This is a genomic window from Curtobacterium sp. MCJR17_020 (assembly GCF_003234365.2).
In the GTDB taxonomy this organism is placed as follows: domain Bacteria; phylum Actinomycetota; class Actinomycetes; order Actinomycetales; family Microbacteriaceae; genus Curtobacterium.
In genome coordinates this window covers 2,832,950-2,849,640 of the sequence record NZ_CP126260.1, presented here as the reverse complement: position 1 = coordinate 2,849,640, position 16,691 = coordinate 2,832,950, and the positions used below count along the sequence as shown (strand labels likewise).

The 16,691-nt window shown below is 73.6% G+C and carries 17 protein-coding genes; 6 read left to right on the top strand and 11 right to left on the bottom strand.

Annotated elements, in window-relative coordinates; all coding sequences use genetic code 11:
• Window positions 1-72 precede the first annotated feature (72 nt).
• Genes DEJ14_RS13440 through DEJ14_RS13425 form a run of 4 tightly spaced genes read right to left on the bottom strand, consistent with a single transcriptional unit; the run spans window position 73 to window position 3,034 of the window.
• Complete coding sequence (locus DEJ14_RS13440; RefSeq protein ID WP_111084359.1) at window positions 73-546, bottom strand: DUF1810 domain-containing protein; 474 nt, start codon at window positions 544-546, stop codon at window positions 73-75.
• The gene (locus tag DEJ14_RS13435) at window positions 543-1,334 is read right to left on the bottom strand and encodes a DUF2071 domain-containing protein (protein WP_181437427.1); all 792 of its coding nucleotides are present in this window, start codon (window positions 1,332-1,334) and stop codon (window positions 543-545) included. The genes DEJ14_RS13440 and DEJ14_RS13435 overlap by 4 nt, the downstream gene beginning before the upstream one ends.
• Entirely contained in the window at window positions 1,331-1,729 is a 399-nt protein-coding gene (locus DEJ14_RS13430) for a DoxX family protein (protein ID WP_111084357.1), read from the bottom strand. Before DEJ14_RS13430 ends, DEJ14_RS13435 begins: the two co-directional genes overlap by 4 nt.
• A 30-nt stretch (window positions 1,730-1,759) precedes the next feature.
• Window positions 1,760-3,034 carry a bifunctional phosphopantothenoylcysteine decarboxylase/phosphopantothenate synthase gene (locus tag DEJ14_RS13425; protein ID WP_111084483.1) on the bottom strand — a complete coding sequence of 425 codons (1,275 nt, stop codon included), beginning with the start codon at window positions 3,032-3,034 and terminating at the stop codon, window positions 1,760-1,762.
• Between the two features lie 64 nt (window positions 3,035-3,098).
• Here DEJ14_RS13425 and DEJ14_RS13420 point away from each other — a divergent pair, with 64 nt between their 5' ends.
• Complete coding sequence (locus tag DEJ14_RS13420; RefSeq protein ID WP_173169278.1) at window positions 3,099-3,890, top strand: NRDE family protein; 792 nt, start codon at window positions 3,099-3,101, stop codon at window positions 3,888-3,890.
• A gap of 162 nt (window positions 3,891-4,052) precedes the next feature.
• Here the strand turns inward: DEJ14_RS13420 and DEJ14_RS13415 are convergent, their stop codons facing one another.
• On the bottom strand, window positions 4,053-4,961 hold the full coding sequence (locus DEJ14_RS13415) for an SDR family oxidoreductase (RefSeq protein WP_111084355.1): 909 nt from the start codon (window positions 4,959-4,961) through the stop codon (window positions 4,053-4,055).
• 88 nt (window positions 4,962-5,049) lie between these two features.
• On the opposite strand from DEJ14_RS13415, the gene DEJ14_RS13410 reads away from it, so the two are divergent.
• The 3 genes from DEJ14_RS13410 (at window position 5,050) to DEJ14_RS13400 (ending at window position 7,605) form a co-directional block, all read left to right on the top strand.
• Window positions 5,050-6,159, top strand: coding sequence for an LLM class flavin-dependent oxidoreductase (locus tag DEJ14_RS13410; protein ID WP_250900335.1), 1,110 nt, complete (start codon window positions 5,050-5,052; stop codon window positions 6,157-6,159).
• Between the two features lie 91 nt (window positions 6,160-6,250).
• Window positions 6,251-6,880 carry a hypothetical protein gene (locus DEJ14_RS13405; RefSeq protein WP_111084354.1) on the top strand — a complete coding sequence of 210 codons (630 nt, stop codon included), beginning with the start codon at window positions 6,251-6,253 and terminating at the stop codon, window positions 6,878-6,880.
• 233 nt (window positions 6,881-7,113) lie between these two features.
• Window positions 7,114-7,605 (top strand): pyridoxamine 5'-phosphate oxidase family protein, encoded by a 492-nt coding sequence (locus DEJ14_RS13400; RefSeq protein ID WP_111084353.1) that lies wholly within the window; start codon window positions 7,114-7,116, stop codon window positions 7,603-7,605.
• Between the two features lie 123 nt (window positions 7,606-7,728).
• Here the strand turns inward: DEJ14_RS13400 and DEJ14_RS13395 are convergent, their stop codons facing one another.
• Window positions 7,729-8,970, bottom strand: a complete 1,242-nt coding sequence (locus DEJ14_RS13395) for a putative hexosyltransferase (RefSeq protein ID WP_111084352.1) — start codon at window positions 8,968-8,970, stop codon at window positions 7,729-7,731.
• A gap of 207 nt (window positions 8,971-9,177) precedes the next feature.
• On the opposite strand from DEJ14_RS13395, the gene DEJ14_RS13390 reads away from it, so the two are divergent.
• The gene (locus DEJ14_RS13390; RefSeq protein ID WP_111084351.1) at window positions 9,178-9,579 is read left to right on the top strand and encodes a RidA family protein; all 402 of its coding nucleotides are present in this window, start codon (window positions 9,178-9,180) and stop codon (window positions 9,577-9,579) included.
• 50 nt (window positions 9,580-9,629) lie between these two features.
• On the opposite strand, the gene DEJ14_RS13385 is transcribed toward DEJ14_RS13390, so the two are convergent.
• Genes DEJ14_RS13385 through DEJ14_RS13365 form a run of 5 tightly spaced genes read right to left on the bottom strand, consistent with a single transcriptional unit; the run spans window position 9,630 to window position 15,036 of the window.
• A complete protein-coding gene (locus DEJ14_RS13385) occupies window positions 9,630-11,276 on the bottom strand; it encodes an N-acyl-D-amino-acid deacylase family protein (RefSeq protein ID WP_111084350.1) in 1,647 nt (548 codons plus the stop codon).
• The gene (locus DEJ14_RS13380; RefSeq protein WP_111084349.1) at window positions 11,273-11,932 is read right to left on the bottom strand and encodes a bifunctional 4-hydroxy-2-oxoglutarate aldolase/2-dehydro-3-deoxy-phosphogluconate aldolase; all 660 of its coding nucleotides are present in this window, start codon (window positions 11,930-11,932) and stop codon (window positions 11,273-11,275) included. The genes DEJ14_RS13385 and DEJ14_RS13380 overlap by 4 nt, the downstream gene beginning before the upstream one ends.
• A 55-nt stretch (window positions 11,933-11,987) precedes the next feature.
• Entirely contained in the window at window positions 11,988-12,965 is a 978-nt protein-coding gene (locus DEJ14_RS13375) for a sugar kinase (RefSeq protein WP_111084348.1), read from the bottom strand.
• On the bottom strand, window positions 12,962-13,816 hold the full coding sequence (locus DEJ14_RS13370; RefSeq protein WP_111084347.1) for an IclR family transcriptional regulator: 855 nt from the start codon (window positions 13,814-13,816) through the stop codon (window positions 12,962-12,964). Before DEJ14_RS13370 ends, DEJ14_RS13375 begins: the two co-directional genes overlap by 4 nt.
• Entirely contained in the window at window positions 13,816-15,036 is a 1,221-nt protein-coding gene (locus tag DEJ14_RS13365) for an alanine racemase (RefSeq protein ID WP_181437426.1), read from the bottom strand. Before DEJ14_RS13365 ends, DEJ14_RS13370 begins: the two co-directional genes overlap by 1 nt.
• A 159-nt stretch (window positions 15,037-15,195) precedes the next feature.
• Here DEJ14_RS13365 and DEJ14_RS13360 point away from each other — a divergent pair, with 159 nt between their 5' ends.
• Entirely contained in the window at window positions 15,196-16,605 is a 1,410-nt protein-coding gene (locus tag DEJ14_RS13360) for an MFS transporter (protein WP_220036384.1), read from the top strand.
• Window positions 16,606-16,691 lie beyond the last annotated feature (86 nt).

The following is a 16,691-nucleotide window of genomic DNA, read 5'->3' as shown; positions in this document are numbered from 1 at the left end:
CTTCGATCGGGGCGCGGTCGGTGCACGCGCACCGATCAACGTACCTGATATGAGACCGGCGTTCCGCTCGGCTCAGCGCGTGTCACCGGTCGCTCGCCCGCCCGCGTCCAGCAGCCGGACGGTGACCGGGTCCTCCGCCCCGCCGTACCACCGGTCGAGCACCGCTGCGAAGGGCTCCCGGTCGGTCGCCGCCCGGGCGAACAGTGTCATCGAGGACCGGAGCTTCAGGGCGTCCGTCCCACCGAGCAGCGCATCGGCCGACGGAGCCGGCGCAGCCGCGACGACGGTCGCGGCGGTCCGGAGCCGGTCCCCGAGCACCGGGTGCGCGAGGTACGCGCGGGCCTCGGTGAGCCCGCGCACGCCGTAGCGCTCGGCGGTGGCGCTCCGCCCGAGGCCGGCGAGCTGCGGGAAGACGAACCACATCCAGTGCGAGGTCTTCCGTCCGCGCCGCAACTCGGCGAGGGCGTCGTCGTGCACGCCGTCCTGCGCCCGCACGAATCGGTCGAGGTCGTCCCGGGCGGCATCGTCCGCGGCGTGGTCGCTCACCGCACGACCCCACCCCAGGCGTACCGCACCGTGGTGCCGTCGACGACGAGCAGCGAGTCGGGTGCCCGGTCGAACAGTCCCGGCATGCCGACGGCGTCCGGCAGGTCCCCCTCGAGCCGGTCGAGGTGCGCGGCCCGCACGGTCAGCGGCGGGTGCTGTCGCTGCCAGAACAGCGTCTGGGCCAGGTACCGGGCGTGGATGCCGGCGCGGGTGGTGAGCTCGGCGGCCAGTGGCGTGTCGACGACGTCACCGGCGGTGACCCGGATCGAGGCCGCGTGCCGGGGTCTGGCCGTGCCCGAGGGGCGTTCCTGCCGCAGCGACCGCGCCCAGCGCACCGGGTGCAGTGCACGCGCGGGGTGCCGGACCGACCGGTGCGCGACGACCTCGCCGCGGCGGCGCGACCGGGCGTGCGCGAAGGTGTAGGGCACGCCGAGCAGCGCGTGTGCGGCCACGATCGCCGGCACGTTCGCGGTGTCCACGGTGCGGTACGCGACGCCGCGCCGGCCCTGGTCGTCCACGGTCAGGACCTCGACGGTGACCTCGGTCATGCGTCCGAGGCGGCCGGCGGAGGGGAACGGCGGCACCCGCGTCTCGTGGAAGACGTAGGCCGTCAGTCCCACCCAGGCGCTGCCGTCGACCACGTCGGGGCGCGTTCCCCGCGGGACGAGTCGCGCCAGCGGACCCGGGTCGTGCCGCCAGTGCGCGAAGACGACGTCGTCCCATGCGTGCTGGGTCACCGGCCGGTGCAGCAGCGGTGCCGCCGCACGGGCCCAGGACGGCTGGGTCACCGCTTCGGTGCGTGCCGACCGACGCGCACGGCCCACAGGACGAGCGGGGCCTGCAGCGGGAGCCGGAGCACGGAGAGCAACCGCATCGCCCGGGTCGACCGCGGGCTGTCGAGCAGGTCGTTCGCCATCTTCACGTTCGCGGGGAAGACCGCGGCGAACAGGGCAGCTGCAGCCCACCCCGAGGCCCGGCGTGTGGCCGGGAACGCGAGCCCGGCGGCGATGCCGAGTTCGGCCACGCCGGACGCGACGGTCGTCAGGCGCGGTGGCAGTGTGTCCGGCACGATCCGGTCGTAGTGGCGCGGCTGCAGGAAGTGGGTGACGCCGGCACCGCCGAGCAGCACCGCGAGCAGGGTGGCAGTCCGGGTGGCTCGTTTGATCCGCTCACGTCGTCGCATGGCCTCCATCGTGCTCGCCCGTCCTCGGAATCAGGTCAGTGCGGTCGCGACGAGGTCGAGCACCGCCGCCGCCACCTCGGCCTTCGTGCCCGAGGTCTCGCGGACCACCTCGCCGCCCGGCACCAGGACCTCGATCGCGTTCTCCTCGCGCTCGAACCCGGCCGACCAGCCGACGTGGTTCACGACGAGCAGGTCGGCGGGCTTGCGGGCGATCTTCGCGCGTCCGAGTGCGACGCGGGCGTCGCGGTCGGGTTCGGTCTCGGCGGCGAACCCGACGATGACCTGCCCGGTGCGCCGGGCCGCCACCAGGTCGGCGAGCACGTCGGGGTTCCGCACCAGCTCGAGCGTCATCCGCTCGCCCTGGGCGTCCTTCTTGAGCTTCTCGGCGAGGACCTCGGCAGGCCGGTAGTCGGCCACGGCAGCGGTCATCACGACGACGTCGGCATCGACCGCCGCGGCGTGCACGGCCTCGGCGAGCTCGAGCGCTGACCCCACCGGCACGACGGTCGCGTCGATGCCTGCCGTCAGGCCGGCCTCGACGTTCGCGGCGACGACGGTGACGACGGCACCGCGCGCTGCGGCGTCGGCGGCGATCGCCAGGCCCTGCCGGCCACTCGACCGGTTGCCGACGAAGCGCACCGGGTCGAACGGTTCGCGGGTACCGCCCGCGCTGACGACCACGCGGACGCCGGACAGGTCGCCCTGTTCGCCACGGGCCCCGGCGCCGGACTGCGTGCCCCCGTCGGTGCCGGCGCGACGCCCCGCCCCCGCACCGGCAGGGCCGTCCAGCACGGCGAGCGCGGCGGTGACGATGTCCTCGGGTTCCGCCATCCGGCCGATGCCGGCGTCGTCGCCCGTCAGTGCGCCGACCACCGGTCCGACCAGGTGCACGCCCCGCTCGCGCAGGACGGCGACGTTGGCCCGGGTCGCGGGGTGTTCCCACATCTGCGGGTGCATCGCCGGCGCGACGACGACCGGGGCGTCGGTGGCGAGCAGCGTCGTGCCGAGCAGGTCGCTCGCCAGGCCGTTCGCCATCCGTGCCAGGGAGTCCGCGGTCGCCGGGGCCACCACGACCAGGTCCGCGCGGCGGCCGAGGGCGACGTGGCGGACCTCGGACACGTCGTCCCAGACGCTCGTGGTGACGGGGTTGCGGCTGAGCGCCTCGAGCGTCGGCAGCCCCACGAAGCGCAGCGCCCCCTCGGTCGGGACGACGTGCACCTCGTGCCCGCGCTTGACGAGGTCGCGGACCACGCCGACGGCCTTGTAGGCGGCGATGCCCCCGGTGATCCCCACGATGACGGTCAGGGTGCGCTCTGCTGCTGCGTTCACGCCGCTCACGCTACCGGGGGCACGTGCGAGGATCGACGGCATGTGCACCGTCGTCGTCCGCGTCGACCCCGGGTCCGCGTGGCCCGTCACCGTGCTCGCCCTGCGGGACGAGTCACCCGAGCGTCCGTGGGACCCGCCCGCTGCGTGGTGGCCCGATCGCGACCCCGGGGTCCGCGGTGTGCGCGACCGTGCTGCCGGCGGTGCGTGGCTCGCCGCCTCGGACCGCGCCGGACTGGCGGTCGTGCTCAACCGCGGCGAACCGGTGCCGAGTGTCGACGGCACGTGGACGACCCGCGGCGTGGTGCCGGTCGACGCCGTCGCCGACGACCTGTTGCCCGGACACGACGGCACGCTGCCGACCACCCGCGCGTTCAACCTGGTGCGGGCGACCGCCGACGGCGCCGCGGTCCTGACCTGGGACGGCACGCGGGTCCGCACGACCGAGCTCGGCCCCGGCGTGCACATGGTGACGCACGGCGAACCGGACGACCCGGCGGCGCCGCGCATCGGCCGGTGGCTCGAGGCCTTCCGTGCCGCGGACGCCCCGGTCGGGCCACCGGTGCTCGGGCCCTTCGACGAACTCCGGACGGTGGACGCGGGCGACGACGCCGGAGACGGGTGGAGCGGGTGGTTCGGTGTCCTGGCCGAGTCCGCTGCGCTGCCGAGCGACCACCCCGACGCGATCCTCCGCGACGCGCACGAGGCCGAGGGGCACATGACGACGCTGTCGATCGTCGCCGCGGCGATCGGTCCGGACCGCACGGTCCTGCAGCACGCTCGCTTGACCGAACCCGGACGGCTGGACGGGTCGGTGGAGCTGCACCGCGCCTGACGCGGGCGTCGCGCCGGACGCGCCACGGGCCTCCCGGCCGCGCCCCGCGCCCGCGCACCGTGCGAGGTTCCGTACTCAGTGCGAGCCGCGGTCTGTCGCACCGAGTACGGAACCTCGCACCAGACCGCAGCGCCCTCGCACCGTGCGAGCCGCGCCCCGCGCTCAGAGGGGCGGGCGCGTCCCGGTGAGGTCCTCGGCGACGGCCCAGAGCGAGCGGGCGAGGTCGGCGCTCCGTGCCGACCCGGGGATCGAGACGGCGGTCGTCGGTCCGGTCAGGCCGAAGGGGCCGGCCGGGCCGTAGTAGGCGCCGCCGACCGCGTTCGGGCCGACCGCGGCGTAGAGCAGCGGCTCGGTGCCCTGCTCGACCGCCTGCGTGAAGGGGAGCGCGCGGTTGCTGGGCCGCACCGGCTTCGCGCGTCCGAGCGAGCGCCCGGCCGACTGCAGGTTCGTGCGGGTGTAGCCGGGGTGCGCCGCGGTGCTGACGAGGGGGACGTCCGCCTCGACGGTCAGCCGGTGCAGGTGCAGTGCGAGGAGCAGGTCGGCGAGCTTGGACTGGCCGTAGGCGCGCCAGCCGTTGTACCCGCGTTCCCACTGCAGGTCGCCGAAGCGGATCCGGCCGGGGATCGCGGCGAGGCTCGACATGGTCGCGACCCGCGGTGCCTCGGCACGCAGCAGCGAGGGCAGCAGCAGGTTCGTCAGCGCGAACGGGCCGAGGAAGTTCGTGCCGAACTGCAACTCGAAGCCGTCGACCGTCTCGAAGCGCTGCGGCGGCGCCATGACGCCGGCGTTGTTCACCAGGACGTCGATCGGGCGGTCCTCGCCGACGATGCCCTCGGCGAAGCGGCGCACGCTCGCCAGGTCCGCCAGGTCGAGTTCGCGTACCTCGACATCGGCCCGTGGGTGGGCTGCGCGGATCTCGGCCGCGGCGGCATCGCCCTTCGCGGTCGTGCGCACGGCGAGCACGACGCTCGCGCCGGCGGCCGCGAGACGGGTCGCGGCTTCCTTCCCGGTGCCACTGTTGGAGCCGGTGACGATGATCCTGCGTCCGGTCTGGTCAGGGAGCTTCGGCATGCGGGCGACCGTACACGCGGGCGCTGGCCATCACAGCTCGGCCGTGCTATTTTGATGCATACGCATGGAAGTGCGACCAGGAGGAACCATGAGCAACGCATTCGGCACCGACCGCCCCTCGGACGTCCCGCCGCCCGCACCCGAGCGGATCGGCCCCGTGGAGCTCGGCATCGACACCTTCGGCGACGTCACCGAACTCGCCGACGGCAGCCTCAAGTCCGACGCGCAGAGCATCCGCGACGTCGTCGCCCAGGCCGTCCTCGCCGACCAGGTCGGCATCGACTTCATCGGCGTCGGTGAGCACCACCGCGCCGACTTCGTGGTGAGCGCACCCGAGGTCGTCCTCGCTGCGATCGCCGCGTCGACCTCCCGCATCCGGATGGGCTCCGCCGTCACGGTGCTGTCGTCCGACGACCCCGTGCGCGTCTACGAGCGCTTCGCGACCGTCGACGCGATCTCGGACGGCCGTGCCGAGGTCATCCTCGGTCGTGGCTCCTTCACCGAGTCGTTCCCGCTGTTCGGCCACGAGCTGTCCGACTACGAGGTCCTGTTCGAGGAGAAACTGCAGCTCTGGGCGGCCCTGCGCGGCGGCGACGCCGTCACCTGGTCCGGCACGAAGCGCGCGAGCCTGGTCGACCAGGACGTCTTCCCGAAGCTCGAGCACGGCGCCATCCCCACCTGGATCGGCGTCGGCGGTTCCCCGCAGTCGGTCATCCGTGCGGCGTCGTACGGCCTGCCGCTCTTCCTCGCCATCATCGGCGGGCAGCCGGCGCAGTTCGCCCCGTTCTCGCGGCTGTACCGTCAGGCGCTCGCCCAGCTCGACCTGCCGCAGCAGCCCATCGCGATGCACTCGCCGGGCTTCGTCGCGGCGACCGACGAGGAAGCCGCCGAGCGGTACTGGCCGTACCACAAGGCCGTCACCGACCAGCTCGGCCGGGAGCGCGGCTGGCCGCCCCTCGATGTCGCCGGCTACCACGCGGGCCTGTCCGCCGGCGGCTCGCTGTACGTCGGGTCGCCGGAGACCGTGGCGCGGAAGATCGCCCGGAACATGCGGATCCTCGGCGCCTCGCGGTTCGACATGCGGTACGCGACCGGTCGCCTGCCGCACGAGGACATGCTGCGGTCCATCGAGCTCTACGGCACCCGGGTCGCGCCGCGCGTGCGCGAGCTGCTCGCCGAGCCCGTCCCCGTCCCGTAGGCGATCTGTCGCTTCCGCGAACCCGTCGGTCGGGAGGCGCGGGTCGGCTCCGTCGGTCCGCCTCACGGGCGCGCCGGGTACGGTCCACGGCATGCCGTCACGTCCCAGTACCCCTCCCGTCGAGCGCCGGTTCCGCGGCCGGATCATGGGCGTCGGCACCACCTCGGGCGTCCGGATCGTCGTCGGGATGTGGGACCGCTCGCCCTTCGGGGCGTTCACCGACGTGTTCCTCGAGCTGCCCGACGGCACCAGCGTGCTGCTCGCACCGGACGAGATCGTCGCCGCCTACGTCTCCGGCACCTACCGGTTCGACACCGTGTCCGTGGTCGACGTGCGGGCTCGACGGACGGCCCGTGGCCTGGAGCTCGACGCCGGCGCCCTGCAGGTCTCGGTCGACGTCGGCACGATCTCACCGCTCGGACGCATCCTCCGCGTGGTCCCGAAGCCGATCGCCCGCGACCCGCGGTGGCTCGCCGCGATCGACCCGCTCGCCCGGCTCGTCGCTCCCGGATCCGGCACCGCCGGCTCGGCAGGGAACGGTCGGCGCGAGTACTACGGCGTGACCGGGGCCCACGACGTCACCGGCGTGCGCGGAACCTGGGCGGGGGAGCCCCTCGGCACCCTGGCGCCGCTCGACCCGCCCGTGGCGTTCGGCTTCGCCTCGATGCCGCGGGTGCCGCAGGTCGTCGACGTCGAGACCACCATCCGCGAGCCCGCCTGACCCGTTCCGTGCGGACGCATGGAGTGCGCCGGACCGGGTACGGGCACTGCGGTCCGGCCACCCGCGCGTCCGGACGTGTCCGGGGGAGTCGGCGCGGGCCTCCCGGTCGGGGTGGTGCTGCCGCGTGCCGGACGCGCCCAGCGTCGAGGGGCACACTGGCGGGAACGGTACGGCCCCGCCGGACCCGCGGTCGAACGTCGGGACGGGTGGGGCGCACGACGCAAAGGAGCATCATGACCGACACGCAGACGGAAGAGCGCGCCGCCATCTCGGACATCGTCCACGGCGCCCACACGGCCCTGTTGACGACGGTGAGCGAGGACGGCCAGCTGCACGCCCGGCCGCTCGCCGTGCAGGACAAGGCGTTCAACGGGACTCTCCGCTTCCTGGTGCAGGACGGCAGCGAGAAGGTCGACGACATCGCCAGGAACCCCCACGTCAACGTCTCCATCGAGTCGCAGGGCGGCTACCTGTCCATCGCCGGCACCGCCACGGTGACGCAGGACAGCGCCGTGATCGACGAGCTGTGGTCGCCGTTCGCCGAGGCCTGGTTCCCGGACGGCCGCGACGACCCCTCGATCCGACTCCTCACGGTGTCGGGCGACTCGGTCGAGTACTGGACGCAGGACACCGGTCCGGTCGGCAGCCTCGTGCAGACGCTCAAGGCAGCACTCGGCAAGCAGAGCCAGCCGGACACCGGGGACCACGGGACCGTCGATCTCTAGGAGCGGGCGGGCTCGGCTCGGCTCGATCCGACTCCGAACGACGGGATCGATGTCGTACGACGTCGGTGCCGTCGTTCCGCGTCGGAGCTGTCGTCGAGGCCGCTGCCGTCGTCGCCGTCGTCGCTACGGAGGCCCGAGCAGCCAGAGCACCGCGACGAGTACCGGCTGCCCGGCCAGCGCCGCGGTGACGAACGTCCACCGCATCCACGGCTTGGCGACGAGCTCCGGCGAGCCGAACAACGGCGCCAGGGGCATGAGCAGCCGCGGGGTCGAGGCCATCGGCAGCGACACCGCGAAGATGTAGAGCGCGTAGGCGGCCGAGTACAGCACGGTCGTCGACCCGAGCCGCTTCGTCGACCGGCGGAGCAGCCAGATCGGGAACCCGACGAGCAGGAACACCACGATCAGGATCCCACCGACGCCGAGCCAGCGCCCGGCGATGAGGAACCACGGCGACAAGGGCACGAAGTCCACGCGGCCGATGAAGTTCACCCACCACGACATCTCGGTCTCGAGGTAGGCGTTCGGCGTGCCGGTCACGTGCGACGCGATGACCGGCCACGCGAGACCCGCCACCACCATCACGGCACCGGCGGCCACGACCTGCACCTGCTCGCGGAGTGGGAAGGTGTCGAGCACCCGCCCGGTCTCACGGCGAGCCCGGACCCACCGCACCAGGGCGATGACCCCGAGCACGAGCGGGACGGCCAATGCGCCCGGACGGGTGAAGGCAGCAGCGACCCCGAGCACGGTGAGCAGCCCGTACCGGCGCCGCTCCAGGGCGAGCAGTGCGCCGAACGTGAGCGCGAGGAACATGCTCTCCGCGTAGCCGACCTGCAGCAGGAAGGACAGCGGCCCGCACGTGAAGAAGAACACGGCCCACATCGCCGCGGCGTTGCCCGCACGGTCGCGGACCAGGCGGTGCAGCAGGTAGGTCGCCAGCAGACCGGCCAGCACGGAGATGAGCGGGGCGCCGACGGTGAACGGCAGCCCGGTCGAGGCGGTGAGCATCCGGATCGTGAACGGGAACGCCGGCAGGAAGGCCCAGGCGTTCTGCGCCACGTTGCCGACGGCGTCGACCGGCAGCACGTCGGGGTACCCGTGCAGCGAGATCTGCTCGTAGTACTGGCCGTCCCAGGCGGTGAGGAACGCCGTGAAGCCGTGCCCGTTGCCCCAGATGGCGTTGTCCGGCATCGCCCGTCCGATGAGCGGGTACGCGAGTGCCAGCCACAGCGTCGACACGATCCGGCCGCCGGTCCAGACGAGCAGCACGGCCGCCCACGCCGGCAGCGAGGTGACGGTGTCGAGTGCGCGGCGCCGTCCGGTCGCGGCGGTCCCGGTGACCGCGCCGTCGAGCCGGCTCACGCGCGCGCTCCGCGGCGTTCGGGCAGGGAGGACGGCACCCGGCCAGGGTAGTCGCCCTCCACCTGGGTGGTCGGTGCGGCACCCCGGACGCCAGGCCCGCCCTGCGTTCTGCAATGCGGAATGCGCTGGTCGGGTGGTCGGCCCCACCGCGTGGCGTCCGCCTAGCCTGGAGTCTCCGCCGACGACCGACGAACCCCAGGAGGAACCGTGCCGAACTCCAACGCGCCGAAGACCGCCATCGTGACCGACAACGCCCCGAAGCCCGCCGGGCCCTACAGCCAGGGCATCGTCGCCAACGGCTTCATCTACACCGCCGGGTTCGGCCCGCAGGACCCCGCCACGGGTGCGATCGCCGACGACGTGGCCGGTCAGACCGCGCAGGTGCTGGCCAACGTCGCGGCGGTGCTGGCCGAGCACGGTGCAACGCTCGACGACGTCGTGAAGTCCACGGTGCACCTCGAGCACTCCGACCGCGACTTCCCGGCCTTCAACGAGGAGTACGCGAAGCACTTCTCGCAGCCGTACCCCGTCCGCACCACCGTGCAGTCCCACCTGGCGAACATCCTGGTCGAGATCGACGTCGTGGCGGTGCTGCCGAGCACTTCGTGACGTCGGTACAGGCTGTGTGAAGCCTCACCGAGGCACCTCGCTGCGCTGCGTCACCGTCCCCCGGTGCTCGCTGCTCCCTGCTCGTGGTCGATCCGGCCCGGGTGGCGACGCAGCCCGGCACCGGGGGTCGCGTGCGTCAGAGCGCCGTCGGCCAGTACGGGGACACCGGCGACGAGGACGTCGTCGATGCCCTCGGCCAGGCGCATCGGTTCGTCGTAGGACGACCGCGCCGCGACCCGATCGGGGTCCACGACCACGAGGTCGGCGACCGCCCCGACGGCCACTGCGCCCCGTCGACCGAGGCCGAGTCGCTCGACCGCGGTGGTGGACAGGTGCCGCGAGGCTTCGCGCCAGGTCAGGAGCCCCGGGCGGGCGAAGTCCTGCAGGTATCGCGCGAACGTGCCGTACGCCCGCGGGTGCGGGTGCGTGCCCACGAAGATGCCGTCCGAACCGGCCGTGTGCCCGGGCAGCCGGAAGAGCGGTGCCAGGTCGTCGGCGGTCCGGGGACGGGGCACGCGCATCACGGCGGTGACCTGCAGTGCCGAGTCGACCAGGACGTCGAGGGCCAGGTCCACCGGGTCCGTCCCGGTCGCCTCGGCGGCGTCGGCCAGGGTGCGGCCCTGCAGCGCGTGGAACTCGGCGGCGGGCACGTGGGACAGCGTGATCTGCTCCGCCCATCCGGTGCCGAGGTCGGCGCGGGACAGCACACGGTCGAGCACGGCCGCCCGGACCGCAGCGCGACCCTCGTCGTCGGCGACGGCGTGGGCGAGGTCCTCGGTGCCGGGGCGGGCGAGGGCCGCGGGCAGGAGCAGCATCGACAGGATCGTGCAGCCGCGCGAGTACGGGTAGGCGTCGAACGACATCGGGGCGCCCTCCGCCTCGAGCGCGGCCAGTACGGTCACCGCGAGGTCGACGGGCGCGTGCAGGTGCGAGACGTGCGCCCGGACGCCCGACGCGCGGACGATTTCGGCGATCTCGTCGAGCCCGGCGCGGGCGTTCCCCTCGTAACCGCCGCGCATGTGCGACACGTAGAGGCCGTCGACGGCAGCGACCTCGGTGCAGAGTGCCGCGAGTTCGGCGGTGCCGGCGAACAGACCGGGGACGTAGTCGAGCCCCGTCGCCAGACCGACCGCGCCGGCTGCGAGGCCGTCGCGCACGAGCCCCTGCATCGCGGCCAGCTGCGCGCTGTCCGCCGGCCCCGGGTCGTCGCCCATGACCTGGTGACGGACCGTGCCGGCGGGCACGAGCGTCGCGACGTTGACCGGGGTCGTGCCGTCGTAGGTCGTCAGCAGGCCGTCGACCCCGCCACCGCGGTACGTCGGGTGCGGACCGTCGATGGCGGCGAAGTACGTGTCGGCGTACGAACCGTCGCCCGGTGCCGGTCCGACGCCGTCCTGTCCGGTCACGATCGTGGTCACGCCCTGGCGCAGGAGCGCGAGCTGCACGCCCTCGTCGAACACGAGCGACCCGGCGTGCGAGTGCGCGTCCACGAAGCCCGGGAGCACCAGTCGTCCGTCGCAGTCGATCACGTGCGCGTCGGCAGGGGGGTCCAGGTCGGCACCGACGGCGCGGATGACGGCGTCGGTGACGAGGACGTCGGCGCGCACCTGGGCCCCGTCCGCACCGAAAACCGACCCGCCGCGCAGCAGGACGACGCTGCCGCTGGACTGCTCGCCGGTGGGCTGCTGCCCGGTCATCGGTCGAGCGCCGCGACGAGGCGGCCGGCCCGCTCCCGCAGGGCGTCGAGGTCGCCCGAGGTCAGCGCGTCGCCGACGAGCGGGGACCCGAGTCCGACGGCGACCGCACCGGCGGCCAGGTAGTCCGGGGCGTCGTCGACCCCGATGCCACCGGTCGGGATGACGTCGATGAAGTCGAGCGGTGCCAGGACCTGCTTCAGGAACGCGGGGCCGCCGAGCTGCGCCGCCGGGAACACCTTCACCGCACGGGCACCGAGCCGCCACGCGCGGACGATCTCGGTCGGGGTCGCGGCACCGGGGTACCAGCCGAGGCCACGCTCGTGCGCGCGCTCGCCGAGTTCGGCGTCGAGGTGGGGACTGACGGCGAACGAGGCACCGGCAGCGGCGGCCTCGTCGAGCTGGCGGACGTCGAGCACCGTGCCGACGCCGATGGAGGCCGCGGAACCGTACCGATCGACCGCCCACGCGATGCCCTCGCGCCAGCGCGGGGTGTTCGTGGTGATCTCGATCGCCGTCACGCCGGAGTCGACCAGGGTGGCGATGACGTCCTCGACGTGGTCGCCGGTGCCGCCGCGGAGGATCGCGATCGCCGGTCCGGCCTGGTGACGGTGCCGTGCGGCGGCGTGCTCTTCGGTGCTCGTGGTGTCGTTCGTCATGGTGCGCTTCCTCGAGTGGTGGTGTTCGGCGGACACGGTGTGGGGAGACACGGCGTCAGCGGTCGACGTGGTCGTGCACGGTGTGGTCGGTGTCCGACGGGTCCGGGGCGTGGTGCAACGCGGCTGGGTCCGGACGGCGCCAGTCGCTCTCGACGGTGCAGGCGAGTGCGCCGGCGTCGGCGGCCCGGTCGAGTGCCTCGGCGGCGCCCGCTCCACCCAGGCTCGCTGCGAGCCAGCCCGCGACGAACGCGTCACCGGCACCGACCGGGTCGACGACGCGCACCGGGGTCGCGGGCCGACGGACGAACACGCCGTCGATCGACGCCACGGCACCGCGGGAGCCGAGCTTCACGACCGCGCGGCCCCGTGCCAGCGCGGCGAGCTCGTGCGCGAGTGACTCCTCGTCGTCGTCCTGGTCGTCGCGGCCGAGCACGAGCCGGGCCTCGTCGTCGCCGGCGAACACCACGGCGGACCGTGCTGCGACGGCCCGGTACCGGTCTCGTGCAGCGTCGGCGCCGATGAGCTTCGGCCGGTGGTTGACGTCGAACGACACCGGCACGCCGGCGGCGGCCGCCCGGTCGAGCGCCGCGGTCACGGTGTCGTGTGCGGACTCGGAGAGCGCGAGGGTGATCCCGGTGACGTGCACGAGCGCAGCGGTCTCGACGACGCTTGCGGGAAGGTCCGTCGCGGCCAACGCCGAGCCGGCCGAACCACGGCGGTGGTAGGTCACCCGGGTGCGGCCGTCGAGCAGCCGCTCCTTCATCATGATGCCGGTGGAGCGCTCGGCGTCGGGGACCGCGAGCACGTCGACGCCCTCGCCACCGATGTCGGCGGCGACCCGGTCGCCGGCGGGGTCCGTGCCGACCCGACCGATCCACGTGGCCGGCACCCCGGCGCGGACCAGGCCGATCGCGACGTTGCTCTCGGCGCCGCCGGTGTCCACCCGCATGTGCTCCAGGTCCGGCACCGCGCCGACGTCGCGCCCGGTCAGGAGCAGCATCGTCTCGCCGAACGTCAGCACCGAGCCGGTCACCGGGCACCCCGTGCGAGGGCGAGCTGCGCCGACGAGGACCCGAGCGCGACGGAGATCTCGTGGGCGGTCCGCACGACGCCGTCGCCGAGTTCGCGGACCGCCGCTGCGGGGAACCGCGAGGCCAGCCCGGAGATGCTCATCGCGCCGACCACCTGGTTCGCGTGGTCGAACACCGGGGCGGCGACGCACCGGATGTCCGGCTCGTTCTCGCGGTCGTCGATGCCGTAGCCCCGTCCGTGCGTGCGGTCGACCTCGTGCCGCCAGCGGTCGTCGTCGGTGATGGTGTGCTCCGTCATGACCTGGGCCGGTTCGGCGAGCACCCGGTCGAGCAGCTCCGGTTCGCCGAACGCGACGATCGCCTTGCCGGACGCCGTGTTCCGCATCGGCAGGCGGTTCCCGATCCGGGAGCCCATGCGGACGGTGCCGCGGGTCTCGACCTTGTCGACGTAGACGATGTCGGTGCCGTCCGGCACGACGAGGTGGCACGTCAGCCCGGTCTGCTCCGCCGTGCGACGCAGGAACGGTGCGGCGGCGGAGCGCAGGTCGATCCCCTCGAGGTAGCTCTGCCCGAGCAGCAGGGCGCCGAGGCCGAGCGTGAACCCGGCGTCCGGGGTGCGGCGCAGCAGGTCGTTCTCGAGCATCGGGGCCGTCAGGCGGAGCACCGTCGACTTCGAGGTGCCGAGCTCGGCGGCCAGCACGGACAGGCTGACGGACACCGCGCCGCTGCGGGTCCGGTCGGCGATGCAGTCGAGCAGGCGGAGCCCGCGACGCAGGGACAGTGCGGCGTTCCGGGCAGGACCGTCGCCGTCCGTCGGCACCGGGGCCGCGGTGGTCGCGGTGGTCGCGCGCATCAGAACCACGTCGCGATCGTCCGGAGCGCGGTGTCGTCGTCGGCCAGGACGTGCACCTGCCGCCACTTGTCGAACACCGTGCAGGGGTGCGAGATGCCGAACACGACGACGTCGCCGGGCGTCAGCTCGGGGGCGCCGTCCGCCAGCGCGAGGTAGCAGTGCTGGTCGTCGAGGCGGGTGACGGTGACCGCCCCGGGCGGTGGGACGACCTGTGTGGCGCCCGACGGGCCTGCTGGCAGGGCCGGCCGCACCGACCGCACCACCGGCAGCCCTTCGTCGAAGGAGATGTCGCGCTTGCCCACGGCGACGAACGCGAGCCCGGGCTCCGGGCAGGACGTCACGCGTCCCCAGACCTCGATCGCGGCGACGAGCGAGCCCTCGGCCGGGTGTCGGCCGAAGGGCGTGCGCTCGGCGTAGAAGCCGTCGTCGTGGGTCAGGTACGCACCCGACCGCAGCAGCACGTCGAGGTCGTCGGTGCGTCGCGCCACGGCGTCCACGACGGCGTCGAACCAGGCGCTGCCGCCCATGCTGAGGAGCCCGCGACCGTCGACGAGCCCGCGGACGTCCTCGGCGACGTCGAGCACACCGGCGACGTACTCGCGGGCAGCGTCGACGCCGGGCAGCCCGCCCTCGTACCCGGAGACACCGCGGAGCACGAGCCCGGCGTCGTGGGCGAGCAGCGCGAGTGCACGCGCGTCGTCGGGGGAGCGGACCCCGGTGCGCCCGCCCGGGAACCCGAGTTCGACCAGGACGTGCAGCTCGCCGGCCACGGTGCCCTGCGCGGCGACGGCGGCGGTGACGCCCGCGGCGGAGTCGACGTAGCAGAGGACGTCGGCGTCCGGGTCGACCGTGCGCCGGGACGCGAGCCAGGCGAGGCCGGCGGGGTCGAGGACCTCGTTCGCGACCAGGATCCGGTGCACCCCGTGCTCCCACGCGACCATCGCCTGCTGCACGGACGCGACCGTCACGCCCCACGCTCCGGCGTCGATCTGCCGCGCGGCGAGGTCGGGCGCCATGTGCGTCTTCATGTGCGGCGCGAACAGCAGCCCGTGGCGGTCGACGTAGGCCTGCATGACGGCGGTGTTGTTCGCCAGGGCGGACTCGCGCAGGGTCATCACGGGCAGGTGGGCGTGGTCGAGGACGTGGTGCGGAGTGCCCGCTGCCGGGTCCCAGGCGCCCTTCGTGGTCACGGTCCCGGTCGTCGTGTCGGCGTCGGTCATCGGTGAGCCTCCTGTCGTCGCGCAGCCTCCACGCTCCCGCTCGGCGGACCCGCAGGGCAACGCGCTGGTGCGCATCATTCTGCAATGCAAAACACGATCGCGGAACCTCCCGACACGATCCCCCCGCGACCCGGCACCGGGCATAGCCTTTGACGCGACATGGCGACGACGATGACGACACCCAGACGGCGGACGGGCAGCACGGCGGTCGCCGTGCTCGTGGCGGGGACCTTCTTCATGGAGCTCCTCGACGGCACGATCCTGGCGACCGCGGCCCCCGCGATGGGGCGTGACCTCGGTGTCGACTCGGCCGCCGTCGGCGTCGCGATCACCGCGTACCTGGTCACCCTGGCGGTGTTCATCCCCGTCTCGGGCTGGCTCACCGACCGGATCGGGTCCCGCACCGTCTTCGCGGGCGCGATCGCGCTCTTCACGATCGCGTCGGCACTCTGCGCGATGTCGACCGGCCTCGTCGACCTGACGCTCTGGCGCATCCTGCAGGGGCTCGGCGGTGCGCTCATGGTGCCCGTCGGCCGGTTCGTGGTGCTCCGGAGCGCCGGCCGCGAGCAGCTCGTCACGGCCATCGCGATCCTCACCTGGCCAGCCCTGGCCGCGCCGATCATCGCCCCGTTCATCGGCGGCGTGCTCGTCGACACCCTGACGTGGCACTGGATCTTCCTGATCAACATCCCGCTCGGCGTCATCGCGTTCGTCGCCGCGCTCGTGCTCGTCCCGCAGGAGCGCGCCGCGCAGCGCGTGCCGTTCGACTGGTTCGGATCGCTGCTCGCGTGCTTCGGCCTCGGGTCGCTCGTCGTGATGGCGTCGCTGCTCGCGCTCGACGTCATCCCGGTCCTGGCCGTCGTGGTGTCCGGTGTCGTCGGTGCCGTCTGCTGCTGGTTCGCGATCCGGCACTTCCGCCGGGCGCCGCACCCGATCATGGGGCTCGAGGCGTTCCGCCTCGAGACGTTCCGGGTGTCGCACGCCGGCGGCAGCCTGTTCCGACTGGCGGTCTCCGCGGTGCCGTTCGTGCTCCCGCTGCTGTTCCAGGACGCCTGGGGCTGGAGCGCCGTGCTCGCCGGGTCCGCCGTGCTGTGGGTCTTCGTCGGCAACCTCGGCATCAAGCCGATGACGACGCCGTTCCTGCGCTGGTTCGGCTACCGCCCGGTGATCATCGTGTCGAGTGCGATCGCGGCGCTGACCGTCGTCGCGATGGCGTTCATGACCGAGGACACGCCGTTCTGGCTGCTCGCGGTCCTGCTCGTCGTCAGCGGCGCCGCCCGCTCCGTCGGCTTCACGGCGTACAACACCATCGCCTTCGCCGACGTCGAGCAGGCCGACATGACCCCGGCGAACACGCTCTCGTCGACGCTGCAGCAGACCGCCGCCGGGTTCGGTGTCGCCGTCGCCGCGGTCGTGATCCGCGCGGCCGGCGGGCTCGGTGGCGACGGCCCGTACTCCGTCGCGTTCTGGGTGATCGCGGCGCTGCTCGCCGTCGCGTGCGTGGAGGGCATCCTGATGAGCCGCACAGCGGGGGACACCGTCCGCCCCGCCCGCCGGGTCCGCGCCTGACCCGCGCGGTTCCACGCGGCCCTGAGCGCAGCCCACGACTGTCCGTTTCCGTCACGGTCACACGCGCGAAACCCGACAGGCGTTAC

What these genes read in the sequence shown, in the direction of transcription:
- DEJ14_RS13430 (WP_111084357.1), bottom strand. Translation starts at nt 1,729, where the DNA reads ATGCGACGACGTGAGCGGATCAAACGAGCCACCCGGACTGCCACCCTG.
- DEJ14_RS13420 (WP_173169278.1), top strand. Translation starts at nt 3,099, where the DNA reads ATGTGCACCGTCGTCGTCCGCGTCGACCCCGGGTCCGCGTGGCCCGTC.
- DEJ14_RS13415 (WP_111084355.1), bottom strand. Translation starts at nt 4,961, where the DNA reads ATGCCGAAGCTCCCTGACCAGACCGGACGCAGGATCATCGTCACCGGC.
- DEJ14_RS13410 (WP_250900335.1), top strand. Translation starts at nt 5,050, where the DNA reads ATGAGCAACGCATTCGGCACCGACCGCCCCTCGGACGTCCCGCCGCCC.
- DEJ14_RS13405 (WP_111084354.1), top strand. Translation starts at nt 6,251, where the DNA reads ATGCCGTCACGTCCCAGTACCCCTCCCGTCGAGCGCCGGTTCCGCGGC.
- DEJ14_RS13400 (WP_111084353.1), top strand. Translation starts at nt 7,114, where the DNA reads ATGACCGACACGCAGACGGAAGAGCGCGCCGCCATCTCGGACATCGTC.
- DEJ14_RS13385 (WP_111084350.1), bottom strand. Translation starts at nt 11,276, where the DNA reads ATGACCGGGCAGCAGCCCACCGGCGAGCAGTCCAGCGGCAGCGTCGTC.
- DEJ14_RS13380 (WP_111084349.1), bottom strand. Translation starts at nt 11,932, where the DNA reads ATGACGAACGACACCACGAGCACCGAAGAGCACGCCGCCGCACGGCAC.
- DEJ14_RS13370 (WP_111084347.1), bottom strand. Translation starts at nt 13,816, where the DNA reads ATGCGCGCGACCACCGCGACCACCGCGGCCCCGGTGCCGACGGACGGC.
- DEJ14_RS13365 (WP_181437426.1), bottom strand. Translation starts at nt 15,036, where the DNA reads ATGACCGACGCCGACACGACGACCGGGACCGTGACCACGAAGGGCGCC.
- DEJ14_RS13360 (WP_220036384.1), top strand. Translation starts at nt 15,196, where the DNA reads ATGGCGACGACGATGACGACACCCAGACGGCGGACGGGCAGCACGGCG.